Below are 24,660 nucleotides of genomic sequence, written 5' to 3'. Positions count from 1 at the left end.
CAATGATATGCATCATTTTTTTCCTTGACATATAAAGGATAAAGATGGTATAAGTGTATGCTGAAAACCAAGGCTTGTAGTAAATTTTGAGAGAACTAAAAGTTTCATTCCTGCGAAGGTTGTCCCCGCAGGTCATAATCGGGGAGCAGGAATCCAGATTACTAAAGTATATGTCGCTGGATTTGGGTTATTATTACTTGACAATTGTTAATTAAAAAGGGGGTATAATGATGAAATTTTTCAAAAGATATTTCTCCTTCTGGCCAATCCTTTTGATACTTGTATTTATCCTATCAATTTCTTTTTTAACATCCTCATACCAGATGGAAAGCTATGCACAGGAAAAAGCAGTGATGCAGCCAGTTCAGCTTGGGCTTTCAGACTGTATAAAATGTCATCCAAAGGTTCAGGAGACTGTTGATAGTAAAGGCAGTAAACATAAAACTGCTGTAAGCTGCATGGACTGCCACAGAGGACATCCACCAATGGTCAGTAAAGAGAATATTATTCCTGCCTGTAATGAATGCCATGCTGGGAAACCCCATTACGAGCTTCCAAACTGTAATAGTTGCCATTCGGATCCACACGCCCCTCTTGAAATGAAACTGGCAATGGATTTAACCGATCCATGTCTTACCTGTCATCCAGGACAAGGTAGTGAGTTAAAAAACTATCCGAGCCTGCATACAAAAGTTGCCTGCACCATGTGTCATAAAGCACATAAAGAAGTCCCTTCGTGCATGAACTGCCATAAACCTCACACAGAAGAAATGCTGAATAAAGACTGCCTGACTTGTCATCCTGCACATCAGCCTATGACAATCACTTATGGTCAGGATATGCCTTCAAAATTCTGCGCTCCATGTCATCAGTCAATATCTGATCAACTTTTAGCTTCTAAGACTAAACATTCTGCCTTTGCCTGTGTCTTCTGCCACAAAGATAAACATAAAATGGTTCCGACATGCGAAACATGTCACGGAACACCTCATCCACCTGCTATGGTTGCACAATTTGATAAATGTAATGCATGTCATTTAAGTGCACATACCTTAGGAAAGGAGGTAAAATAAGTAATGGAAACCAAAAAAAAGGCACTTTTACTTACTACAGTTTTTTTTCTTCTCGCAATGATCATTTATGCATGCGCATCTCAACCAGTAGCACCTGAAGCAGCACAGCCACAGTTAGCTCCTCAACAACAAGAAGCAACTGCACAACCTGAACCAGCAAAAGCCGAGCCAGTATCACCATATGCTATGGAAATTAAGCCTCTCAGCACATCGGAATGTGGTCGCTGTCATTACTCTGTCTTCAGCCAGATAAAGAATGAAGGCGGGAAACATCAACTTGACTGTACTCAATGTCATGAGAAATTTCACGCATATAATCCAATCAAACAGAACTGGAAAGAGATAATGCCAAAATGTGAAGGCTGTCATGGACTTATTCACGGCGAAAAGTTTGCAGCATGTGCTCAGTGTCATTCAAACCCTCATGCTCCTAAAACACAGATGGCAATGAGTGCGGAGTTTACTAAAACATGTGGAGATTGTCATGCACAAGTTGGGCAGGAACTTCAGAAAAATATAAGCAAACATACAAAAGTTGCATGTGCAGTATGCCACCATAGCAAACATGGCTTAATTCCATCCTGCATGCAATGTCACAAACCACATACACCGGAACAGGTTGACAAAGATTGTCTCTCATGCCATCCTGCACATTCACCTTTGATAATAGCCTATCCTCAAACTACGCCGAATAATGTTTGTGGTGCCTGCCATGCACCTGTGTATAAGAAACTGGAAGGAAGTGCAAGCAAACACAGACAGGTCGCCTGTGCTCAGTGTCATTCCAAACATAGATATATCCCAAAATGTGAGGAATGCCACGGAAAACCACACGGCGAGGTGGTACTTAAAAAATTCCCTAACTGTTTGCAATGTCATGTAGATGTGCATGACCTTCCGTCTAAATCCGCAGCAAAGTAAAATATTTTGAATCGAGCGACTCCCAGGAGTAAATTGATGATTTACTCCTGGGAGTTTTTTATTTTTGTTAATCAGAATAAAAACTTATCTATTCGGTCATTGCGAGCACCAGAGGGTGCGTGGCAATCTCACTATAAGAGAATAGATTGCTTCGTTTCACTCGCAATGACGATTTTTATCGCTGGATTTTGATTACAGGTAATTTTAAATTACAACTATAGTTTTAATTTGAATGAACTTTAGTATTAATATAAATTGAACTACATGGTAGTTATTGACTTTTAACTTATCTATTATTAAAGTAAATTATAAACTTTTATTTTTTTGATTTTTTTTAAATACTTAATGAGGGTATATACAAATGAAATTTTGTAAACTTTTTTGCCTTTTATTGTTTCCAATCTTACTGACTTTTATCTCAAAAATCGTTTATTCAGAAGAACAATCATGTTTACAATGTCATGTCGATTTGAAGACACCTGCAAAGAGCGTCCATGCTGCTTTAGGACTCGGTTGCCAAGCATGTCATAGAACTGTTGAGGGAAAAAGCCATCCTGATCAAAAAGACAGCATAAAATTTATCAAAGATATGCCTGGACTTTGTTATGATTGTCATGATGAAACAAAGTTTAAAGCAAAATCAGTTCATACGCCGGTTTCATCTGGAATGTGCACAGGCTGTCACAATGCCCATCAATCAAATTTTCAAAAGATTCTTCTCAAAGATATACCCGGTCTCTGTTATAACTGTCATGAAGAAGCAAAGTTCAAAAATGGAAAATCAGGCCATACATTAGTAGGCATGTGCAATGGTTGTCATACACCACATGCATCTGAAGTTGATAAAATTCTGTTAAAAAATCAACCTGAATTATGTTATACATGCCATGATAAGTCAAAATTTACAAAAAAAAATATACATAAGATAATAAATATGCCAGGAGGTTGCACAAGCTGTCACATTCCACATGTATCAGACAATCCTTCTTTAATTTATAAATCTCATGTAAACGATGCATGTGTAACCTGTCACACACCCCAGGCAACAGGCGGGCACATCACAGCTGCTTTTACAAGAGGGTCTAAAAGGAAATATCATCCTGTTAGAGGTGTAACAGATCCGAATTTTCCTGGGAAACCAAAAAAAATTCCTGATCCTAATAATCCAAGCAGAATGATTGAGGTTTTTGATCCTGAAAATCCAGGGAAAGAGCTAACTTGTGTAAGCTGTCATGAGCCACACAGCTCAAACTTTAGAAAATTATTCTTGATAGAAAATATATGTCAACGTTGTCACAAATATTACTGATCTAAATAATATTTTGAGGAAGAAATGTTAAAAAGAATTATTTTTCTTACCATTACAGGAACAATATTTTTGATTTTCACCTGCTGTTCACCATCGCAAATTAAGACTCAGTTTTCTACAGATGGAGAATTTGTATGGCCTAAGCCACCTGAAAAAGCAAGAATAAAATGGATCAGTCAATGGGCGAGCAAGGAAGATTTTGGTGGACTTGGAGAACTTATGACTTTCTTAATAGGCAAAGAAAAAGTTGAACGCCTGCGGAGACCTAATGGTGTCGTAGCAGATAAAGCAGGTAATATTTATGTTGCAGATTCTGAGTTGCGTATAATATTTGTTTTCGATTTTGAGAAAAAAACATTACGTTTTTTAGGATTTGGTTCTCTTGCAGGACCAGTTGGTATTGCAATAGACAATAAAAGAGAAATCATTTTTGTTTCTGATTCGAGACTAAAACAGGTTTTCGGTATTGATAAAAATAAGGATAATATTATTATTACAATTGGTGCTCCTGGCGAATTTATAGGCCCTTCAGGGCTTGCATATGACGAAAAAACAGAGAGACTTTATGTATCAGATACAAGAGCACATATTATTAAAGTGTATGACAAGAATGGAAAATTCCTTTTTAATATCGGGAAACGTGGTGGTCTTGATGGCGAATTCAATTTTCCAAGTTACTTAGCGATTGATAATAAATCAAGACTTTATGTTGTCGATGGTTTCAATTTTAGAGTGCAAATTTTTGATTCCAATGGAAATTTTCTCAAAAAATTCGGGAAATTAGGTGATGCATCAGGATACTTTTCAAGACCACACGGTATTGGAGTTGACTCAGAGGGTCATATTTATGTAGTTGATGCAGCTTTCAATAACTTTCAAATCTTTAATGAAGATGGTCAACTCCTTCTATGGATTGGTCGTGGTGGGCGAAAACCGGGAGAATTTTATCTACCGTCAGGGTTATATATTGATGAAAACGATAAGGTCTATGTGTCTGACACTTTTAACAGAAGAGTTCAAGTATTTCAGTATCTGAAGGAACAAACATAAAAAGTGTAATGTTAAAAGAAAAAAAAAATTATTATTACTTTTATGTCTTGTTTTTATTTGCGAATTATTCTTATTTAAAAAAGATACAAATGCTCAAATGCGCATCTCTTATCCGCGTAAATTTACTATTGAAAGTAGCATAGAGCTCACCTATAAAGACTATAATATCACAGTAAAAAATAATCGAAAATATGAAAGTAGTTATTCTATTCTTGAACAAGAATATGGTTTAGGCCTGAAGGGCTTTTTAATTCATCCAAAACTTTTAGTATTTTCTTCACGCTTTACATTTATAGACGAAAAAACCCTCGATTCAACTTCTCAATTCAAACCACATTCAGATAGTTATATTTATGAACTTTCTGCTGTCTTTTTACCATATCGACCAATTAATTTAACAACATATGCAACAATCTCTGACTATTCGTTCGGTGGTATTTATGGAGATGGCAGTATTTATGATATGAAAATAATAAATTATGGAGCTATCCTCGGTATAAATCTTAGAAAACTTCCCCTCATCCGTTTTGAATATTACCATATGAATATCGAATCACCACCCTCTCGAAAAATTGATAGAGAAACAACTTCTGATTCATTTTATTTAAATATTCGCGGCATACTTAATAAATTACGAACCCAGTATTCACTTAATTTTGGATATTCTGATATACAAACACAAAAAGATAACCGAGAAAATAAATATGCAAATATATACACTAATACAGATTTAAAAAAATTTAAATTTGTAAATTTTTTTAAATATTATGATCAAGAATCTTCTAATCAGGAATCTTCTAAAAACTTCGGGATATATACCAACTTACAGGCCCATAAATGGAAGAATTTTTCCCACGAATATCATTATATCTATGAAAAATATGAGAATAAAACAGATATTCTTAAAAATGAATCCGAGAGAGAAGAAATTCGGGGTTTTTTTACTTATAGATTTGCTAAAAACCTTTATTCTTCTCTATCAATGAATTACGGTATTATTAACGAGCGAGAAAACGAATACAAATTTGATTCAATATTTGCTTCATTAAATTATTCTAAACCCTTCAAAAAGTATCATTTATACACATATTATAATTTTATACAAAGAAATAATGAACTAAAAGGCGAATACACACAACATTCAATTAACTTGCAAGTTACAACAAGAAAATATAGATGGGGGACTATTTATTTATCATATAGTTTTCACATACTGAATGGGACTTTTAAAATTTATGAAGAGGAATATCCTTATGATTTTTATTTTGAAGATATGGAAGTAAAAGAAGGTAAATATGAAAGCATGACAAATACCTTCACGCTTGGAGTAAGAGGCAGAGCTCTCAAAAAGGCACCCTGGTCTTTAGAAGTTGAATATTATAACTCTTCATCAAGTAAAGAACGGCCCAAAAAATATTTTGACTATAGCTATGATTATTTTGAATCCTCAATGCTGAAAACAGAGATTGAGAAAAATTATTATGTTTTTCTTGGTCAAATTTTTTATCCGATTGGTCGAAAAGGAGCAACCTTAAATTTAAGGTCTGGTTATAATTTTGGCGAAATTGACTCTATAGGTTCAAGTAAAACTTTTTATGAAGTCAAGTTTAATTTTCCTTTTTCAAGAAGACTGCGTCTTTTATCCTGGTGGAGAGAAATGTGGTATAACTATGATATAGGCTTCGACAGAAAAGTAAGAGAGTATGAAATATCTTTAAGTTATAGGGTTGCAAAGGTCTATCTCAGCGCAGAATACTGGGCTCAGAATCAAGAGGAAAATAATCGTGAGAGAAATTATAGACGATTTATAATAAAGTTAAGGAGATCATTTTGATAATTAGTTATAATTTATCTTTTTTGAGGAAATTAAAATACTTTTATTTATTACTTTGCCTTCTACTACTGGTAGAGGCATGTGCTTCCCTTGACCAACAACTGAAACAAAACAATACAATCCAAAAAGAAAATGAAATGGTATGGCCACCTCCTCCTTATGAAGCAAAAATTAGATTTATTCAGAGCATTTCAAGTTCTTTAGATTTTGGTATAAAGAAAAACTGGCTAAAAAAAGTAATCGACTCTCTCACAGGCAAAGAAGAATCAGAAAATTTAATGTTAAGACCACATGGTATATATGTTCAGGAGGAGAAAATATACGTAACAGATCCCGGCCTTTTTCTCGTTCACATCTTTGACCAAAAAAAGAAAAATTATTTTCAGATAACAGACGCAAAGGACCAACATCTTATCTCACCCATTGGTGTAGCCATTGATATTAATGGAAAAATATATATATCAGATTCGTATTTAAAAAAAATTTTTATATTTAGTGATGATGGTAAATATCTCGGAGAAATAGGCTCAGATAAACTCTTTGGAAGACCAACAGGATTAGCAATTTACAAAGATAGGCTATACGTTGTGGATACCTTAGGGGATAAAATATTAGTGTTCTCTAAAGATAATGAAAAACTTCTTTATTGTTTTGGTCAAAATGGAAAGGGACATGGAGAGTTCCATTATCCAACACATATTTTTATAGATTCAAATGGTTATATATATATCACAGACTCACTTAACTTTCGTGTGCAGATTTTTGACATAGACGGAAATTTTGTTTCTTCTTTTGGAAAGCATGGAGATGCAATAGGTAATTTCTCAAAACCTAAAGGAATAGCAGTAGACTCAGAAGGACATATTTATGTTGTAGATTCAGAATTTGACGTTGTCCAGATATTTGATAGAAATGGCACGTTACTTCTTATATTAGGAGGAACAGGTCTTAAAAAGGGACATTTTTTAATTCCAGGGGGTATCTTTATTGATAAAAATGATTATATTTATGTTGCGGACTCATATAATAGAAGAATACAGATATTCAAATATATTAAGACTGATGTATAAAGAGGTTTAAATGAAAGTTAAACAGCTAATTTATCTTTTCATTTTATGTCTTTTTCTACTTTTTAGTTTTTCTAAAGAATCTACCGCAATAATAAATACAAAGCATAATCTTTCAATATCAGGTCTTGGCAATATAAAGTCTACAAAAGAAACAGAAATCTGTATATTCTGTCATACACCTCATAATGCCTATCCTGATTATCCTTTGTGGGGACATGAAATCACGCCCGTCAATTATTATACGCATTACACAAGTGATACATTGAAATCATATTCCTCAGAAGCAGATGCTCCACCTATTGATGGTGTTTCTCGTCTCTGTCTCAGTTGCCATGATGGAACTGTAGCCATCGGAGCGATTATTACAAAAAAAGGTAAAATCGAAATGGTAAATATTGAAGATATTATTGAACTTGGAAGACTTAGACCAGGGGCGTCAGGATATTTAGGAACGGATTTATCAGGTGGTCATCCGATATCCATAAAATTTGATGCCATATTAGCAAACATCAGAAATGCAGATCCATATCTCATACATTTAAATTGGCCTATTATAGACCAAGATGTAAAACTTTATCAGACACAGGATGGATACGGCGTTCAATGTTCATCTTGTCACGATCCTCATGGAGGAAAGGGCGGAATAGATGCTCCACCGTTATGGAGAAAAACTACATATGATGAAGTATGCCTTGTCTGTCATACATTATCAACAATAATAGGACATTAAACAATATGTTCATTAAAAGAATTTTAATAATTACATTCTTTATTCTAATTACATTTCCTACATTTGAGATTCATCCTCAAGAACTAAGTGATTATTTGCATCTTGATAAAAATAAATTGCCCAAAGGATGTGGAAGTTGTCATAAAGGGCACGGCATTTTCAATACCCCTATGCTTCCAGAACAAAAAGAAAAATTTTGCTTCAGGTGTCACGGATACGATGATATAAGAAACCTGATGAAACAAATGGGGTATCTTTCTGATGATGTCGATTTAACAAATATAGAAAAAGAATTTGGAAAGCCGTATCATCACCCAATAGAAAATACTGGTATTCATCAATATGGTGAAGCATTACCCGAATTAAATCCTTCTACTCCAAGACACTCAGAATGTATTGACTGTCATAATTATCATTATGTAAAAAAAGATGATATAACATTTGGTATTAAAGGGTTTAACAGTCAAGGATTCATAGTACAAAATATCAATTCTGAATATGAATTATGCTTTAAGTGTCACTCTAACAGTGCGAATTTACCCGTAGACCAGACAAATAAAGCAACAATGTTTAATTTATTGAATCCGTCATATCATCCTGTTGTTGGCAGCGGAAAAAATAGTGATGTCCCGAGTCTCATTTTTCCATTAACATCTTTAAGTATGATAAAATGTAGTGATTGCCACGGGAATAATAATTTGGACGGACCAAAAGGTCCACATGGCTCAGATTATGAGCACATACTCAAAATGAATTTTAATCATGATGATGGACCTGAAAGCGAATTTGCTTATCAGCTTTGTTATCAATGTCATAATAGAAATAGTATATTAAGTAATGAAAGTTTCTTTTATCATAATCTTCATATTTCAATAGTCGGGGCTTCCTGCAGGACATGTCATAATCCCCACGGAAGCATCCAATATACTCATCTTATAGATTTAGAGTCTCCTTCTATAGGTCATTCTGATAGTGGAAATTTAGACTTTATAGACCTTGGGAATAAAACTGGCCAGTGTTTTCTAAACTGTCACAGTAGAAACCATGATCCAGCTACTTATCCTTAACCCTTATATTAATTTTTGATTTCTTTAATAATAAGATTAACCACTTCCGGAATCTTTTCGCCTATTTCAGGAGTTAAACTTGTGCCTACTGTTGTGATATCTTTTGGCACCACTCCGATAAATGTAGTCTCTGGAAGTTTTCCACTAATAGCTATTTGTTCTAGAGTTTCTATAAGATGTAATTTAGGAACGTCTGTCACTCCATTGACTGTCAAAGGAACCTCTTCTTGTTTTAATCGAACTATAGTACCTGGTGTTTGTCCTGTTTGAAAATAATCAATAACAATTAATTTTTCCTTGCCATCAATAAAACTTGGAATCATACAGGCAGATTCACCCACTTCCATTAAATCAACATTTTCAGGTAGATTCATCTTTTCCAGAATTTTTGCCACTTGATAGCCAAATGCTTTATCAGTTTCAAAAGGATAGCCGCAGCACAAAATCAAAATATTCTTTTCCATTCTTTAATCACCTCATAGATTTTATATAGTCTTTCACACTCTTTAGAGAATGAACTATTCTATAATTAAAATTATCAATTATAATTTGAAGTGTTGTCAATATATTCGTCTCTTATGCAGGTAATTCTCAGTAAATTTGTAATGCTTTGAGATTCCTTGTTTTGCTTGGAATTACAAATTATACAGGGCTTCTGTCATTTTATTGCTGGATCTGAGATTTTATTAATATTCCTCCAATGTGTTAAATATATGGTATCATATTAAGCAAAAGTTTTATTTTAATTGGAGCATTTATGGAATTCAGATGGCAGGATGCGATAGATATCATACTTATGTCAATCATACTCTATCGCCTGCTGCTGTTGATAAAGGGAACGAGAGCTGCCCAGATGCTTGGCGGGCTCGGAGTCCTGTTGCTGGCATCTATACTATCAAGATATTTTGAACTCTATACAGTTGACTGGCTAATACAAAGTTTCTGGACACATATTGTTATTGCTATCATCATACTCTTCCAGCCTGAAATAAGAAGAGCACTTGCACAGATGGGAGAAGCACGTTTCCTCCATACGCTCACTTCTGCCGAGGAGTTGAAATCACTCGATGAGATTATTAAAGCTACCATAGCACTCTCTAACAGAAAAATCGGCGCTCTTATTGCTATTGAGCGTGAAACGAGTCTCAAGGACTTTGTCGAAATAGGCACTCCACTTGATGCAAAGGTATCAAAAGAGGTGTTGTTAAGTATTTTTCATCCGACATCTCCCATTCATGATGGAGCTGTTGTAATAAAAGGCAACAGAATTGTTGCTGCAGGATGTTTTCTACCTATCACTACAGAGAGTGATATAAGCAGATCACTGGGAACACGCCACCGGGCAGGAATCGGGCTTTCAGAAGAGACTGATGCTGTTGTAATAATCGTTTCGGAAGAGACCGGTGCGATATCAATGGCGATAAATGGAAAATTAGAGAGGCCTTTTGATCTGGGCTTGCTCAGAGACGCACTGACTGATTTATTTACTAAAAAAGCAATGAAATGAAAAAGGAAAATATCTTTTCAAAAAATTTTGGATTAAAGATCGCTGCAATATTCTTATCTATCGTTTTGTGGTTTTACGTAACTTCACGAGGTCAATCCGAGATGTACCTTGATGTCCCGGTGGAGTTTAAAAATATTCCTCCGGGTCTCGAGATGGTTAATAATACAGTAAAAATGATCAGTCTTAATGTTAAAGGACAGGAAAGATTTATCAGAAACCTCAAGCCCTCGGATATCAGGATTTCAATCGACCTTAGTAAAACAAAAAAAGGCGATAATGTCTATTACATAACACGTGATGATATTAAAACCCCGCATGGTATTACGGTATCGAATATAAATCCATCAAGTCTAAAAATAACCACAGAAGAGACTTTATCAAAAACTGTCAAGGTAAGTCCTGTTATAATAGGTGAACTGGAAAAAGATTATTCTGTTAGGTCTGTAACTATAGAGCCACCTACTGTTGTAGTCGAAGGTTCAAAATCTGAAGTCAGAAAGATTAATAAACTAAAGACCGAGCCTCTGGATATAACAGGTATCACTGAGTCATTTTCTCAGGATTTGAAACTTGACTTAAAAGGTAAGAATATCCGGGCTAAGCCCGATGTTATCAAAATAAGAGTGAATGTGGAGAAATGAACAATGAAGCTTTTTGGAACAGATGGGATAAGAGGCACAGTTAATAGATCTCCTATGACACCTGAAACGGTTTTGAGAATTGGTATGGCTATAGCAAGCCTTCTTAGAGAAAAACATGGCAGAAATATGATCCTAATAGGAAAGGATACACGGCTGTCAGGTTATATGATAGAGAGTGCTCTTACTTCAGGTATCTGTTCGATGGGAATGAATGTTACACTTGTTGGACCACTTCCTACACCAGGGATAGCATTCCTTACAAGGACATTAAGACTTGATGCAGGAATTGTTATCTCTGCATCTCACAATCCGTTTGAAGATAATGGAATAAAATTTTTCTCTTCTAAAGGTTTCAAGCTACCTGATGCACTTGAAAAAAAGATAGAAGAACTCGTACATGACGATGAACTCTCAAAGCTTAGAGCAAAAGGACCAGATATAGGTAAAGCCTATCGTCTGGACGATGCAACAGGTCGTTACATAGAATATATCAAATCAACTATACCGAGGGGCACTACTTTTGAGGGTATGAAGGTAGTAATTGACTGTGCAAATGGAGCTACATATAAAACTACCCCATGGCTTTTATGTGAGCTTGGAGCAGATGTAATTTCTATCAACAATAAGCCTGATGGAAAAAATATTAATGCAGGCTGCGGTTCTCTTAATATTGAAGGTTTGCAAAAAGCAGTAAAACAGCATAAGGCAGATATAGGTATAGCTCATGATGGAGATGGAGACAGGGCTCTATTTTGTGACGAAAAAGGCAATATTGTAGATGGTGATAAGATAATGGGAATGTGGGCAGTAGAAATGAAAAATAATAATACACTAAGTAAAAACACTGTTGTAGCAACAGTGATGAGCAATCTTGGACTTGAAAAATTTTTAAAAAGTAGCGGGATAAAACTAATCAGGACAAAAGTTGGAGATAGGTTCGTTGTTGAAAAAATGCTCGAAGGTGGATTCAATCTCGGGGGCGAACAATCAGGACATATTGTATTTCTTGATCATAATACAACTGGAGATGGCCCTCTCACAGCGGTCCAGGTTATGCATTTGATGAAAAAGAAAGATTCACCTCTTTCGAAACTCGCTGCTAATATAAAGCTTTACCCACAGGTTCTAATGAATGTTACCATTAGACAAAATATTGATTTCAGAGATATACCTGAAATTATGGATGTAATACATTATGCAGAAAAACGACTTATAGACTCGGGAAGGATACTCGTCAGACCTTCAGGGACTGAGCCAAAATTAAGAATTATGCTTGAAGGAATTGACAGAAGGCTTATTACAAAGCTCGGGAAAGATATAGTCAGGGTGATTAAAGAAAAGATGGCCTGATGCATTTTTTCATAGCATTTCTTACAGGCGTAGTTATTTTTAAAGTTTTTCCCTATTTTCCATTTTCTTCCATTTTTACCATAGTGCTTATTTCTCTTATTATATTATTAAAAAGAAAATTTATTCCTGTATTAATCATACTCACTGGAATCATTACAGGAATTTCATACGCTTATATCAGATATGAACCAGATCTACTTCTGCATTATTTTGGAAGGGAAGTTACGGTAAACGGCATTTTTGTATCTTATCCAATAAAAAATAATAACGATACATACAATCAAATCTTCAGGATAGCATCTGCAGTAGATAGTAACAGTCAGCAATATCTCCAGGAACTCGATAATCAGGAAATTACACTTTTTTCTGACGAACCATTTGAACCTGGACTAAAATGCAAACTCAGAATAAAGTTTCTGAAAAATAGAGAAAGATTGAACCCGGGTGAGCAATTAAACCAACATAGGTATGCAAATGTTCTCGATATATATAATGAAGGGGAAAAGATTATTTCATTGAATAAAAAGATTCAAGATTGCCGGAATAGAATCAATGTATATATAGAAAAGCATTTTACAAAAGATTCTGCAGCTCTGATTTCATCAATTACAACTGGGCACAGGGCACTTATGAATGAAGATTTGAAAAATGCTTTTAATAGAACAGGACTGGCACATATACTTAGCATCTCTGGCACGCATTTCGGTTTATTCTCTGTGCTTCTATTTGGTATATTTCGTCTGATTATTAAAATTCTTCCATACAGTATCTTACAGAAAATAACGATTTTTTTGACTCCTGCACAAGCTGCTGCGTTATTAAGCTTCCCTTTTATGTTAACCTATCTCGGCATTTCCGGTTCCAGCATTCCTGCGGTCAGATCATTCATAATGATAAGCCTTTTTCTATTCGGGATGATCATCGGCAGAAAAGGTTTCTGGTTAAATTCACTTCTGTTTGCTGCATTAATAATAGCGTTATGGAATCCAGAACATATATTCAGTCTTTCTTTTCAGCTTTCTTTTATAGCTGTATTTTTTATAGGCATGTTCATTAAAGATAAAAAAACAGAAAAAGACCATAGGATAATGAAATATATCAAAAATATTCTACTTATTCCAATTTCAGCGTCAATTGGAATCGCTCCATTAGTAGCATATTATTTTCACTATTTTTCTTTCATATCCCCTATCTCGAATCTATTAGTAGCACCTCTTATTGGTTTTATCATCATACCACTTTCTGTTTTATCATCATTTTTATATCTTGTTTCTGGTTATTTCATCTTTACTCCACTTATCGAATTTTTAACTAAATTTAGTATTTCGCTTGTAAGACTTTTCTCTGAAATTCCATTTGCAGCTATAAAAATTCCAAATTTTCCTCCAATATTAGTACTACTCTTCTATGTTGGGTTCATTTTTTATTTTCTTTTACCAAAAAATACTTCTTCCCTCTCCCTCTCTCCCCTTCCCAGTGAGGGAGGGGGTGGGGGGAAGGGTAATATTTCGTCAAGACAGAGGTATACCATTCTAATCCCTTTTATTCCTGTGCTTATTTACTTCTCATTCACAATCTTTGAAAAAAAATATATTGAAATCACATTTCTTGATGTCGGGCAAGGGGATTCTGCAGTCATTGAGCTTCCTGATGGCAAAACAATTGTAACAGACACGGGTAAAACTGGAAGGGAAACCGCCACATTCCTTGATTATAGAGGTAAAAGAACTATAGATGCCCTCATACTTTCACATAGCCATCCTGACCACACTGGGGGTCTATATTATTTACTGGATAGATTCGAGATTAGAGAAATCTGGCATAACGGACGTATGATTTTTTCTGAGATACCAGATAAGTTAACCTTTCGTGCATTCAACAGGGGTGATAGGATTGATGGAGATAATTATTCTATTTATATTCTTCATCCATATCCTGAATTCTACACATTATCTAGTGAAGAAGATGACGAGGCTAATAACGACTCGCTGGTTCTAAAAATTCAGAGCATTAATCACTCATTTCTCTTTACCGGAGATATCGAAGAAGAGGCTGAAGAGAGTATACTGCATATTGGTGATTGGTTGAAAAGTAATGTATTGAAAGTTCCACATCATGGCGGAAAAACATCTGCCTATCAGCCCTTCTTTCGTTCAGTATCTCCGCAAATAGCTGTAATCAGTTGCGGACGTGGAAATACATTTGGGCATCCACACCAGGATACCATAGATGCATTAGATGGAGCAGAAATATTCAGGACAGACATTCACGGAGCGATCAAAATTACCGAATCAGCTACTGGACTTAAGATTAAAACATATAAGGATTCCCAATTTAAACAGGCTAATTCTATTTTAGAAGAAATGAGCAATCTGAAAAAACTTTTTCAGACCTGGTAATCACAATCCTAACCCACATTATCATTCAAAAATTTATCGAGTAAAGACAGGACATAGTATTTAACCCGAATAATGCAGACATTGCTCAAAAATTTCTTTAACTCGATGAATGAGCTAAAATACTATCTCCTGTCTTGATAAACTAAGCACATCAATGATCTTGGCTAAGGAATTGATTCAACCGATGCAAATTGAGGTTCATGAAGCGGAAGCAGTATATCAGCGGTATCCCTGACTTTTATCATTATGTCATAGGCATTGTAGGGATTGACTACCGTTCCGGGCGGGATAACCTCCATCTCCATCGCCTTTATTTTCATGGGAGGATTAAAATTCTCCATGATTACACAAAAACCTGTTATCGCAGCTTTTCCCTTCGATGTCTCAATAAGAACTGTCATCCCACCTTCAGTGTGGGCAGGCGTATGAATAACCTTTATGCCGGGGACTATTTCTATATCACTGTTTACAGAAATGATTTGTCCATTCTTCTCGATGTCAGAAATATAGTCTTCCATGTAACGGAAATCGAGCGGATGTGGATTATGTATACTCTGAAGTTCTTTTTCGTGTATATAAAAAACCGCATTTGTGCATTTTGAATCATTTTCACAGTGGTCATTATGTAAATGTGTATGAATTACAATATCTATTTGTTCAGGTGATAACCCCCAACGGGCAAGTCCTTCTTCAAATCTATAGATTTTACCTCCAATAGAGTTTTCCCTCTCTTTAGATAGTAAAGGAGCCATCTCTCCAGTATCAACGAGTATTTTTTTATCCCCACCCTCAAGATACCAGCAATATATAGGGATTGTATAGGGCTTTCCGTAGTCATGCTGGTAAGTCATCATGCCTTTATCAAAGGCTTTTGTCCCCATCACAATAGGATGTATTTTATATTGCACTGCACTTTTCATGACATCCCCTCCTTAATAAATTAAAGTAATTGTATTTCATATGTCATATGCCTTATAGCAAGTCCTGCAGACTTCAGGCAATGGCTGTTCAGAAAGTCTATTTTCTATCAATTTCTCAATATCTTCGATTTTATTCAAAGCTCCTGTGCCGAATTCGATATCGATATAGGTCCTGTTAATCAGATCTAACCGCTTATAATAGGTCTTCCTGAAATCCCTGTAAGCATCACTCTCCCATATCTCCATAAAATCTTTTTCAGCAATATTTCCAAAACATAACCTCTGTAACTGGTATTGTTGACCACAGAATATTCTCGTGATAGGGTTTTTCTTTGTCATATTCAAATAAACACAGGGAGATACACAGCCATCAAATGATATAAAAACTATCTGTAGTGGATTCATCTCACATATAACTACTTCCTCTAACTCAAGTGGATAAACTCGAAAGGGTATTTTTAATTTACTGGCTCTTTTCCTCGCAGTCTCAATATAATTTTTAAAGTCTAAGTCTGCCTTATTACAAGAAAATACCTTCAGATCATCCTGCTCCTGTGTTGGGGTATAATCAAGATTGGTTGCAACAAATTCATTAATGCCACAATCTTTCGCAAGACTCACTGCTTCAGGAAGCTCTTTGACATTCTTTTTTGTCATGAGAAAAGAAAGTGCCAGTTTGGGAGTTTTTGACCGCATTTTCGATTTTAAATGTGTCATGTTTCTGATGTTATCAACAATCTTTTCGAAATGAGAACCGCATCGGAACCTCTCATGTGTTTCTTTAGTCGCTCCGGAAATCGATATAGCAATAATATCAATCCCGTTTATTATCAATTTTTCTGATATATCCGGGGTAAGCAGGACGCCGTTTGTGATTAAGCTTGCCTTGCAATTTTCAGCTTTTGCTATTTTAATCATTTCAAAAATCTCAGGATGAAGAAGTGGTTCTCCCCAACCTTGAATATGAATATCATCAACAAGATGAAAATACCTGCTTATTTTTTTATAAACAGAAAAAGGCATATCTCCGTTTATCCATTCATCAGTAAAAGCAGTTCTTGGACACATAACGCATTTGATTTGACATCTGGAAGTGGGTTCGATTTGAAAGGCTATAAAAGGTCTGCTTTTTATTCTGATATTCTTCATATTCCGATCATGAGAGCAAATTGATAAACAGCCAAACCTGATAAATAGGATACAATCAGCATGAAGGTGAATGAAAATAAAAACCAGCGCCAACTGCCCATTTCCTGTTTCATAACTACGAGTGTAGCAACACAGGGGACAAAAAGCATTAGTATTACCAGAAAAGAGAGAGCAGATGCATTGCTCATTACATCAGGTAAGATTTCTCTAATCCCTTCTTCTCCAACACCATAAAGCACCCCAAGGGCAGCTATCGAGTTTTCCTTTGCTGTAACACTCGCTAATAGAGCTACGATCATCTTCCAATCAAGACCTACAGGGCGACCAACAGGCTCAATTAATTTTCCTATTAAACCGAGAATACTTCCCTCAATATCGCCACTTGGTATATGAGAAAAAAACCAAAGAATAATCGAAAATATTACAATTATTGTTCCAGCCTTTTTTATAAAAGCTATTATTCTCTTCCATACAACCATTAATATTGTTCTCAGATTAGGTTTGTGATAAAAAGGAAGCTCCATAATAAAGGGCATATACTGTTTTTTGAAAAGGAATTTACTCGCTATCATGCCTGAAAAACCAAGGATCAAAATATTTCCTGCTACAAGTGCCCATGAAATAAGCAAAGCATTCTTTCCGAATATTGCAGCCGAAATAAGCGTGACTACAGCCAGCTTTGCTGTGCAAGGGACAAAGGGTGTAAGAAAAATAGTAAGAAATCTTATTTTTCCTGACTCCAATATTCTCGCACCCATCACAGCCGGAACATTACAACCAAAACCCAGACAGAAAGGGAGAAAACTCTTACCATGAAGTCCTATCACATGCATAAATCTATCCATTACAAAAGCAGCTCTTGCCATATATCCAACGTCTTCGAGAAAGGCCATAGCCGTAAAAAAGAAAAGAAGTACAGGAAGAAATGTAAGTACAGTTCCTGCACCTCCAAGTAAGCCATCAACTATAATCCCCCTAAGCCAGAATGATTGCCCAAGCAGAGGTTCTACATGCATAGCAATTGAATTCATAAAAGATTCAAGCAACTGCTGAAGAGGCAAACCCAAACCATAGGTGAGCAAAAAAACGACAGCAAGAATACATAGAAGAATTGGGATACCCAACAACGGACGTGTAAGAATATGGTCCAGACGATCTGTTAAAAGGATCTGACCTCTTTTAAACTCTAAAACACAGGAGCGTATCGCACCCTCAATCCAATCATATCTGCCATGAACTACAGCAAGAAGAGAATCTTCATGTTCCCTTAAAATAGCCTGTGCCTTGTTCCATGAATCAGGATCTACAATCCTGCTCATATTTTCAGTAACATCAGGGTCACCTTCCATTATTTTTGTAACAGTCCATTTTGTCAAATAAGAAGGGGTAACATATCTTTCAAGAATATTTATCAGTTCCGTGAAAATTTCTTTATGGTCTTCAGTAACATCAGCCATAGAAGGTTTGTATTCCTTTTTTCCTTCGGATAGTAATAATATAGTTGAGATTAAAGCTTTGATTCCCTTGTTTTTTGAAGCAACCATAGGGATAACTGGAATCCCAAGATATTTTTCGAGTAAATTTACATCGATACGTATTCCCTGCTGTTCTGCCACATCCATCATATTCAGAGCAACAATTATAGGAGATTTTAAGAGAAGAAACTCTGATAGAAGGTAAAGACTCCTCTCGAGCGAAGAAGCATTAGCTATAAGAACAATCGCATCAGGCCGCTCATTTATTATAAAGTCTCTTGCTACCTTTTCTTCTTCAGAGTAAGCTGTTAAGCTATAACTACCGGGAAGGTCTACGACTTTTATTCTTGTATTATCAGCGTGGTAAAAACCTTCTTTTTTCTCTACAGTCTTCCCTGGCCAATTTCCTACGTGTTGAGACAGACCGGTTAAAAGATTAAAAACTGTTGATTTACCAACATTGGGCTGGCCTGCAAGCGCAATAAGAAGATCCCTTTTTTGCATTATGCAATCTCTGTTTTTTCTCTTCCAGCATTTAAATGTCTTATGAAAATTTTCTGGGCCTGCCCTCTTCCAATGGCAATCCTCGTTCCGTTAGTAGTAATTATCAGAGGACCACCGATGTTTCTAAGAACTTTAATCTTCATACCTGAAGTTATACCCATTGAAGCAAGTCTGCCTATAAGGCCACGACCGCCAGAAATAAGATGGACTATTCCTTCTTCGCCTTCTTTAAGCGAGATTAATGTTGTTATCTCTCTATCCATGCGAATTATCTTCTCCTTTCACAACATTTTCCTCTGTTCTACAATTTTCGCAAAATCCTCGAATCTCGAGTGTATGACTTTTCCCTTTGAATCCACGCTCACGGCAAAGTTCTTCTTGTAGCTTCTCAAGGTTTTCTGAATAAAACTCTATAACTTTCCCGCAATTGAGACAAACCATGTGATCATGATGCTGGCGACCAAGCGACTGTTCATAAATAGTTCCATGTTCTGTTTTGCTAACCTTCTCAACAAGTCCGCATTCACACAGCAGGCTCAGAGTTCTGTATACAGAAGCCCTCGATGCCTTCAAGCCCCTCTTCCTCATATCCATATAAAGTGTCTCTGGATCAAAATGCCCCTTACATGAAAAAGCTTTCTTTAAAACAGCATTCCTCTCTTTTGTTAAACGCTGTCCTCTTTCTTCAAGGAATTGTCTGAATATTTTCTGTCTCATTGAGATTGAGTCTCAATATAGATTAATACAAACAGGGATTTTTTGTCAAATATAAAAAATTGAGTCAAATTTTTACTACCTCAATCTTAAAGAAGGAGTGGCTTAAAACTGTATTTGAAGTCTTTTTACGTGTTCTTATTTGGGAAGACTGAAACCAAAGATATTACCTTTACCGTTTGCATTCTTTATCCATATTTTTCCACCATGTGCCTCAATTATTTTTTTGGCAATAAAAAGTCCCAGCCCTGATCCTTTTTGTTCTCTCATCCCCCGATAGAACGGCTCAAAGATGTACGGGAACTGGTCACGAGGTATTTTGACAGCAGTATCAATAACTTCAACAAGTAAATCTTTTTTTTGATCCATGAGCCTGACGGTCACAGAACCTCCAGCTTTTGTAAATTTTATTGCATTATCTAATAGGTTTATTATGACTCTTTGAATCATTGCTCCGTCAACCACAATTTTTGGCATTTCACGATCAGGTCTTTCAGCGATTAATTGGATATTTTTCTCTTTTGCTATTATTTCCATATTTTTGACTTGTTGTTCTACTGCTGCATTTAGGTCGAAAGGCGTTGGGATTAATCTCATCTCTTTTGCTTCAATTTTTGCAAAATCAAGGAAATTTGTTATCAATTGTTCTACTGTTATAAGTTCTCCAACGACTAATTCCAGATAGTCTTTTTGCTTTTGCTCGTCTGCTTTGCCTGCCAGAATTCTCGACAGAAAGCCTAATGATGCTGTAATCGGGTTTTTCATATCATGAACAAGAGCTGAGAAAAGATACTGACGTTCTCTTTCTAATTTCTTAATTTTTGTAATATCTCTGAAAAGCTCAACACCTCCCATAAATGTGCCTTTACTGTCAAAAATAGGAGCTGCTGTTATCAGAAGAATAATTTCATCTCCGTTTTTATTTTTTATTTTACTTTCTATTGCATCTATTGGTTTATACAAATCAAATAAATGGGATAATAAAGGACAGGCATTCTTATCCGATGTCCCATGAAAAATCTCAAGGTGGGATTGACCTATAATATCTTCTTTTTTATATCCAGTTATCCCCTCTGCAGAATCATTAAAATTGATAACTATTCCTTCTTCATCTATAACGGTAAATCCGATTGGCAGGTTCTTTACGATGGTTTCACAAACTTGCTTGTATAACACTTTTTCATTTTCCATAATTTATAAAATATCATACTATTTGTCCTGTGTAAACCTTATACCTAAGTTAGCATGGCCAAAGCCTCACAGTAATTACGCTCAAAACCACTACTTTTTTATAAAGACGGGATACTGCTAAACCTATCAGAAATTTCGTAAGGAAGTAATAACGGAATCATCCCTTCTGAAATAGCTCTTTCTACTTCTTCATGCGAAGTAACCCGACGTATGAAGTCTTTTTTTTCTACAAGTCCCAGAATATCGACAAATGTATCAAACATTCCCTCTGGAAAGGCGTATACAAAAAGGTGACCTTCAACAATAGAGAATATCGGATTAAATTCAATTGCAAGTTTTTCTCCGATTCTTCTTGTTTTGAGCATCCCTGTTTCTACAAGCTTTTCAACAAACTTTTTTCGTGCCACTACTGAGAGCCCAAGCAACTTGGCAATCTCAAAGAATAGCTGCGGTGTAGTCTGGGTCATCAGTTTTCTTGAGATATCAAGCCGGACCCACCAGAGGTCATAACTAAGGAGAGATTTTCTTTTAGCAACCTGACTCATTTCCCCGACATACATATTCCTTATATAAAGCAGATTAGGGAAATCAAAAATTGCAGAAGGCATTTCTTTCGGACAATCCTTGGAGGAAAATTTTACCTCTGCAATCAATTTATTCTCAAGTTCATTATTCCAGAAGCGCACTATTTTTTCGATGAACTCAGGATCAGGTTTATATCCATAAAGAAGGATTCTTGTTCCCTGTACTTTTTCTTTTGACCGTCCAATGAGTACGAAGATACCGGGGTTTTGAGCATCTTTTGGGAGTACCAAAAATTTAAGAATCTTGTCTTTCGTAAATATATAGACCGGTATGTGATTAAGCGTCAGATATGATGCTGCCAGTTTTAATCCTTCTCCAAAATATCCCCTCATCCAGCAATCCTTGTTGCTTTCTCCCATGCGCAGTGCCTCTAATTTAAGACCGCGACCTTTGTCAATAATCCATGTTCCCTGTAAGTCTTGTTCAAACTGAACTTGAGGTTGCCCGCTAACCGATTCTTCTTCATCTAAGGCATTCTGAATTAACTCCCTTAATGATATAAATAAATTTAATTCCCTCTTGTCCACATATTCCTTTGACAATCCAATTGAGAAAAGGGCATCGTATCTGATGATCTTCGATGCAATATTATGAGGTTCTTTTAGATCTACAATTATTCCCCTGTCTTCGGCCTCAACGAGGGGTATGATCGAAGCAGATATACCAGAAGAAATATCGTAGGCACGCAAAATTTCTTTAATTCCCAATTGAGAGGGTTTATGCTTGCATCTTTTAACTTTCTGCATGGGCTTCTTCTACTGAATGTGTTGGTAACGTAATCCGTTCAATTTGATTTTTGCGATACTTTTCTATAATCTCCCTTACCGAACAGCCTTCTTCAGTCTTATATATATCAACAAAGTTATTTTTAAGCATATAGAAGGAAATTTCTCCAACCCGCGATGTAAATAACACATCAATTTTATATTTAATAACAGCCTTTATGACCTTAATCCCTGCATGTTTTTTTTCATTAATGAATTCATTATAGTAAAAATCCTCTATTTCATTGTTATCATTGCCAAGCCTTAATATGATGAAATAAGGGGCCCGGCCAAAATGGCCATGAACTTTCGAGTCCAAACCGTTGATATCCTTAACAGGGATAATAGCTGAGATAGCCTTATCCCTTGATGGCTCAACATGGATGAAAACTGACTCAATGTGTTTATAGTTTTTAATTATAAAATCTTCTGCGATATTTGCAAGTTCATGTGCCTTATATAATGAGAGTGATGGACTGGTTGCAATCTTGCATTCAACCATCTTAAGCGGACCTGATTGGCGTATCCTTACCTCACTGACTCCTTTAACCCCATAGATTTTGTTTATGTTTTCTTCAATCTCGGATTGCAATTCCGGGTCAAGATTTGCGTCCATTAAGACCAGAAGAGATGTCCATATGTTTTTTATTCCCAATTTGAGAATAAGCAATGAAATCAACATAATAATAGTGCCCTCTATAAAGGGAATCCTTGCATAGGCAAACAATATGCCTGTCAAAACAACTATGGAGGTAAAGATATCTAAAAAGGATTCGGTTGCATTCGCAATCAGGGATTGGGAATTAATTAATCTGCCGACAGCCTTTTCCTTTTTTGCTATAAAATAGGCGGCAATAATAGAAATGATACTTGCCATAACCGGCAAAAATGGAAATGCCTGAGGATAGGCGGTATAAGAAAGCTTATGATATCCCTCTTTTAATAACTCCACTCCTGCCCATGCTATTAATACACCTATTATAAAACTAACCAGGGTTTCAGCCTTATATAACCCATAGGGGAATCTTGCAGATTTTTTCCTGGCGGCCATCCAAAGACCAAACCATGATGCAAAGATAGCCAGGAGATCAGCTCCGCTATGAAAGGCATCGGCTATCAGAATCCTGGAATCAAATAAATAACCTATGACGCCCTTCATAGCTGCTAAAACAAGTGTTACAAAGGTTGCAATAAAGGCTATCCTCTGTCCCTTTTTTAATTCTTTAACATTTTCTTCTTTTCTATTGCCCATTGTTTCAGTCAGAGTTTCATCGGTATAAAATATATTCTATTTATACTCATTGAAAAAATTGACGTACCATCGGTGAGCTGCATCGTGGACATCTTGTTTGGAAACAGGGAATACCTTGCTGATGAGGCATTATGAAACCACACTTAGGACATATACAGTTAGTAGGGGGTCTGTCAGGACATCTTTCACCGAAAGCTTTGCCCAATCCTCTTCTTCTACACCTTCCAAAACCAAATGGCATTGTATAATTCCTCTTCTACAGCCACAATTTCTTACTTATGTTCTGCACTCAAACTTCTAAAACACCCCCCACGCATCCATAGAAAAATCGGTCTCCAAATTCCTGTTGAAGTCGAAACGCTGCCTTCAAACCAGTGCAATGGGAGACCCCAATTTTTTCGACTTCAATTTTCTTAAGAAACTCGATCGATTTCTCCAGTTGTTCGGCGGTTAAAAAATCTAAATGGGTTCCTCCTAAAATAGCATAAATCTTTTCTTTCTTTGTTTTATTTATGACATGGTTAATGATATTAATCATTCCCGAGTGGGCACATCCAAGAATCAGGATAAGCCCTTTTTTACTATCAAGGATAAGAGATTGATCGTCAAGCAAAATATCCTGATTTATCTTTCCATTAACTTCGGTAAATAGTCTTGGATCCGGTTTCTCAAAAGGGGTTTTTCTTGGCACCTGCCCTGTTAAAGAAATCCCTTTCTCCACTTCAACGAATTTTGTATTAAAAATAAAATTTGCTCCTAAGGATTCAAGATAACTTTTCTTAAAAGGAATTCCCACAAATCTTTTAATTTCTTTAGTTTTTTCTTTAATGACTGCTATTCTTTCTAAAAATATGTCAGGATGTGCATGAACAGACACTTTCCCTCTTATCTTGAGGACTTCAGGAAGTCCTCCTGTGTGATCGTAGTGTCCATGGCTAAGGAATATCTTTCTTATAGTCCGGAGGTCTTTGCAGAAGACAAGAGAATTTCCAACAATAGAATGCCCACTTCCTGTATCGAATAGGTAATTTCCTTTATCCGTTTCAATAAAAACTGAAAACCCATGTTCCCCTGAACCAGCCAATCTACATACTAAGTTGTCACACAACACTGTTATTCGTATTTTCATCTCCTTTGTCTCCTTATCACGCTTTT

The 24,660-nt window shown here is 35.9% G+C and carries 22 protein-coding genes; 12 read left to right on the top strand and 10 right to left on the bottom strand.

What is annotated here, in order from left to right:
• The first annotated feature begins 227 nt into the window (after window positions 1-227).
• The 8 genes from HXY53_03650 (at window position 228) to HXY53_03615 (ending at window position 9,054) form a co-directional block, all read left to right on the top strand.
• Window positions 228-1,073, top strand: a complete 846-nt coding sequence (locus HXY53_03650; GenBank protein ID NWF75661.1) for a cytochrome C — start codon at window positions 228-230, stop codon at window positions 1,071-1,073.
• Between the two features lie 3 nt (window positions 1,074-1,076).
• Entirely contained in the window at window positions 1,077-1,994 is a 918-nt protein-coding gene (locus HXY53_03645; protein ID NWF75660.1) for a cytochrome C, read from the top strand.
• 361 nt (window positions 1,995-2,355) lie between these two features.
• Window positions 2,356-3,303: a hypothetical protein gene (locus HXY53_03640; protein NWF75659.1), complete on the top strand. Its 948-nt coding sequence runs from the start codon at window positions 2,356-2,358 to the stop codon at window positions 3,301-3,303.
• A 24-nt stretch (window positions 3,304-3,327) separates the two neighbouring features.
• A complete protein-coding gene (locus HXY53_03635; GenBank protein NWF75658.1) occupies window positions 3,328-4,353 on the top strand; it encodes a 6-bladed beta-propeller in 1,026 nt (341 codons plus the stop codon).
• A gap of 97 nt (window positions 4,354-4,450) precedes the next feature.
• Window positions 4,451-6,187, top strand: coding sequence for a hypothetical protein (locus HXY53_03630; GenBank protein ID NWF75657.1), 1,737 nt, complete (start codon window positions 4,451-4,453; stop codon window positions 6,185-6,187).
• The gene (locus HXY53_03625) at window positions 6,184-7,257 is read left to right on the top strand and encodes a 6-bladed beta-propeller (GenBank protein NWF75656.1); all 1,074 of its coding nucleotides are present in this window, start codon (window positions 6,184-6,186) and stop codon (window positions 7,255-7,257) included. The genes HXY53_03630 and HXY53_03625 overlap by 4 nt, the downstream gene beginning before the upstream one ends.
• Window positions 7,258-7,267: 10 nt before the next feature.
• On the top strand, window positions 7,268-7,987 hold the full coding sequence (locus HXY53_03620) for a cytochrome c3 family protein (GenBank protein ID NWF75655.1): 720 nt from the start codon (window positions 7,268-7,270) through the stop codon (window positions 7,985-7,987).
• A gap of 5 nt (window positions 7,988-7,992) precedes the next feature.
• Window positions 7,993-9,054 (top strand): cytochrome C, encoded by a 1,062-nt coding sequence (locus HXY53_03615; protein NWF75654.1) that lies wholly within the window; start codon window positions 7,993-7,995, stop codon window positions 9,052-9,054.
• A gap of 8 nt (window positions 9,055-9,062) precedes the next feature.
• Here the strand turns inward: HXY53_03615 and HXY53_03610 are convergent, their stop codons facing one another.
• Window positions 9,063-9,518 (bottom strand): hydrogenase maturation protease, encoded by a 456-nt coding sequence (locus tag HXY53_03610; protein NWF75653.1) that lies wholly within the window; start codon window positions 9,516-9,518, stop codon window positions 9,063-9,065.
• Between the two features lie 281 nt (window positions 9,519-9,799).
• On the opposite strand from HXY53_03610, the gene HXY53_03605 reads away from it, so the two are divergent.
• Genes HXY53_03605 through HXY53_03590 form a run of 4 tightly spaced genes read left to right on the top strand, consistent with a single transcriptional unit; the run spans window position 9,800 to window position 14,951 of the window.
• On the top strand, window positions 9,800-10,561 hold the full coding sequence (locus tag HXY53_03605; protein ID NWF75652.1) for a TIGR00159 family protein: 762 nt from the start codon (window positions 9,800-9,802) through the stop codon (window positions 10,559-10,561).
• Window positions 10,558-11,202 carry a YbbR-like domain-containing protein gene (locus tag HXY53_03600; protein ID NWF75651.1) on the top strand — a complete coding sequence of 215 codons (645 nt, stop codon included), beginning with the start codon at window positions 10,558-10,560 and terminating at the stop codon, window positions 11,200-11,202. The genes HXY53_03605 and HXY53_03600 overlap by 4 nt, the downstream gene beginning before the upstream one ends.
• A gap of 3 nt (window positions 11,203-11,205) precedes the next feature.
• The gene (locus HXY53_03595; GenBank protein NWF75650.1) at window positions 11,206-12,552 is read left to right on the top strand and encodes a phosphoglucosamine mutase; all 1,347 of its coding nucleotides are present in this window, start codon (window positions 11,206-11,208) and stop codon (window positions 12,550-12,552) included.
• Complete coding sequence (locus HXY53_03590) at window positions 12,552-14,951, top strand: DNA internalization-related competence protein ComEC/Rec2 (protein NWF75649.1); 2,400 nt, start codon at window positions 12,552-12,554, stop codon at window positions 14,949-14,951. The genes HXY53_03595 and HXY53_03590 overlap by 1 nt, the downstream gene beginning before the upstream one ends.
• Window positions 14,952-15,115: 164 nt before the next feature.
• On the opposite strand, the gene HXY53_03585 is transcribed toward HXY53_03590, so the two are convergent.
• From HXY53_03585 to HXY53_03545, 9 genes are all read right to left on the bottom strand, one after another.
• Window positions 15,116-15,871, bottom strand: a complete 756-nt coding sequence (locus HXY53_03585) for an N-acyl homoserine lactonase family protein (protein NWF75648.1) — start codon at window positions 15,869-15,871, stop codon at window positions 15,116-15,118.
• 36 nt (window positions 15,872-15,907) lie between these two features.
• Window positions 15,908-17,020: a radical SAM protein gene (locus HXY53_03580; protein ID NWF75647.1), complete on the bottom strand. Its 1,113-nt coding sequence runs from the start codon at window positions 17,018-17,020 to the stop codon at window positions 15,908-15,910.
• Window positions 17,017-18,999, bottom strand: coding sequence for a ferrous iron transport protein B (gene feoB, locus HXY53_03575; GenBank protein ID NWF75646.1), 1,983 nt, complete (start codon window positions 18,997-18,999; stop codon window positions 17,017-17,019). The genes HXY53_03580 and feoB overlap by 4 nt, the downstream gene beginning before the upstream one ends.
• The gene (locus HXY53_03570) at window positions 18,999-19,262 is read right to left on the bottom strand and encodes a ferrous iron transport protein A (GenBank protein NWF75645.1); all 264 of its coding nucleotides are present in this window, start codon (window positions 19,260-19,262) and stop codon (window positions 18,999-19,001) included. The genes feoB and HXY53_03570 overlap by 1 nt, the downstream gene beginning before the upstream one ends.
• Window positions 19,255-19,716 carry a transcriptional repressor gene (locus HXY53_03565; protein ID NWF75644.1) on the bottom strand — a complete coding sequence of 154 codons (462 nt, stop codon included), beginning with the start codon at window positions 19,714-19,716 and terminating at the stop codon, window positions 19,255-19,257. The genes HXY53_03570 and HXY53_03565 overlap by 8 nt, the downstream gene beginning before the upstream one ends.
• 135 nt (window positions 19,717-19,851) lie before the next feature.
• Window positions 19,852-20,904, bottom strand: coding sequence for a PAS domain-containing sensor histidine kinase (locus HXY53_03560; protein ID NWF75643.1), 1,053 nt, complete (start codon window positions 20,902-20,904; stop codon window positions 19,852-19,854).
• 98 nt (window positions 20,905-21,002) lie between these two features.
• Window positions 21,003-22,235, bottom strand: coding sequence for a hypothetical protein (locus HXY53_03555; protein NWF75642.1), 1,233 nt, complete (start codon window positions 22,233-22,235; stop codon window positions 21,003-21,005).
• Window positions 22,222-23,505, bottom strand: coding sequence for a cation diffusion facilitator family transporter (locus HXY53_03550; protein NWF75641.1), 1,284 nt, complete (start codon window positions 23,503-23,505; stop codon window positions 22,222-22,224). Before HXY53_03550 ends, HXY53_03555 begins: the two co-directional genes overlap by 14 nt.
• 289 nt (window positions 23,506-23,794) lie before the next feature.
• Window positions 23,795-24,634: an MBL fold metallo-hydrolase gene (locus tag HXY53_03545; GenBank protein NWF75640.1), complete on the bottom strand. Its 840-nt coding sequence runs from the start codon at window positions 24,632-24,634 to the stop codon at window positions 23,795-23,797.
• Window positions 24,635-24,660: the final 26 nt, after the last annotated feature.

Source organism: Nitrospirota bacterium (genome assembly GCA_013388455.1).
Lineage (GTDB): Bacteria > Nitrospirota > Thermodesulfovibrionia > Thermodesulfovibrionales > SM23-35 > JACAFF01.
This window is presented reverse-complemented; position numbering and strand designations above follow the sequence as displayed.

Bases quoted from the DNA above. Each gene is read 5' to 3' on its own strand.
- HXY53_03650 (NWF75661.1), top strand. From the start codon at position 228: ATGATGAAATTTTTCAAAAGATATTTCTCCTTCTGGCCAATCCTTTTG.
- HXY53_03645 (NWF75660.1), top strand. From the start codon at position 1,077: ATGGAAACCAAAAAAAAGGCACTTTTACTTACTACAGTTTTTTTTCTT.
- HXY53_03640 (NWF75659.1), top strand. From the start codon at position 2,356: ATGAAATTTTGTAAACTTTTTTGCCTTTTATTGTTTCCAATCTTACTG.
- HXY53_03635 (NWF75658.1), top strand. From the start codon at position 3,328: ATGTTAAAAAGAATTATTTTTCTTACCATTACAGGAACAATATTTTTG.
- HXY53_03630 (NWF75657.1), top strand. From the start codon at position 4,451: ATGCGCATCTCTTATCCGCGTAAATTTACTATTGAAAGTAGCATAGAG.
- HXY53_03620 (NWF75655.1), top strand. From the start codon at position 7,268: ATGAAAGTTAAACAGCTAATTTATCTTTTCATTTTATGTCTTTTTCTA.
- HXY53_03615 (NWF75654.1), top strand. From the start codon at position 7,993: ATGTTCATTAAAAGAATTTTAATAATTACATTCTTTATTCTAATTACA.
- HXY53_03610 (NWF75653.1), bottom strand. From the start codon at position 9,518: ATGGAAAAGAATATTTTGATTTTGTGCTGCGGCTATCCTTTTGAAACT.
- HXY53_03600 (NWF75651.1), top strand. From the start codon at position 10,558: ATGAAAAAGGAAAATATCTTTTCAAAAAATTTTGGATTAAAGATCGCT.
- HXY53_03595 (NWF75650.1), top strand. From the start codon at position 11,206: ATGAAGCTTTTTGGAACAGATGGGATAAGAGGCACAGTTAATAGATCT.
- HXY53_03590 (NWF75649.1), top strand. From the start codon at position 12,552: ATGCATTTTTTCATAGCATTTCTTACAGGCGTAGTTATTTTTAAAGTT.
- HXY53_03585 (NWF75648.1), bottom strand. From the start codon at position 15,871: ATGAAAAGTGCAGTGCAATATAAAATACATCCTATTGTGATGGGGACA.
- HXY53_03580 (NWF75647.1), bottom strand. From the start codon at position 17,020: ATGAAGAATATCAGAATAAAAAGCAGACCTTTTATAGCCTTTCAAATC.
- feoB (NWF75646.1), bottom strand. From the start codon at position 18,999: ATGCAAAAAAGGGATCTTCTTATTGCGCTTGCAGGCCAGCCCAATGTT.
- HXY53_03570 (NWF75645.1), bottom strand. From the start codon at position 19,262: ATGGATAGAGAGATAACAACATTAATCTCGCTTAAAGAAGGCGAAGAA.
- HXY53_03565 (NWF75644.1), bottom strand. From the start codon at position 19,716: ATGAGACAGAAAATATTCAGACAATTCCTTGAAGAAAGAGGACAGCGT.
- HXY53_03560 (NWF75643.1), bottom strand. From the start codon at position 20,904: ATGGAAAATGAAAAAGTGTTATACAAGCAAGTTTGTGAAACCATCGTA.
- HXY53_03555 (NWF75642.1), bottom strand. From the start codon at position 22,235: ATGCAGAAAGTTAAAAGATGCAAGCATAAACCCTCTCAATTGGGAATT.
- HXY53_03550 (NWF75641.1), bottom strand. From the start codon at position 23,505: ATGGGCAATAGAAAAGAAGAAAATGTTAAAGAATTAAAAAAGGGACAG.
- HXY53_03545 (NWF75640.1), bottom strand. From the start codon at position 24,634: ATGAAAATACGAATAACAGTGTTGTGTGACAACTTAGTATGTAGATTG.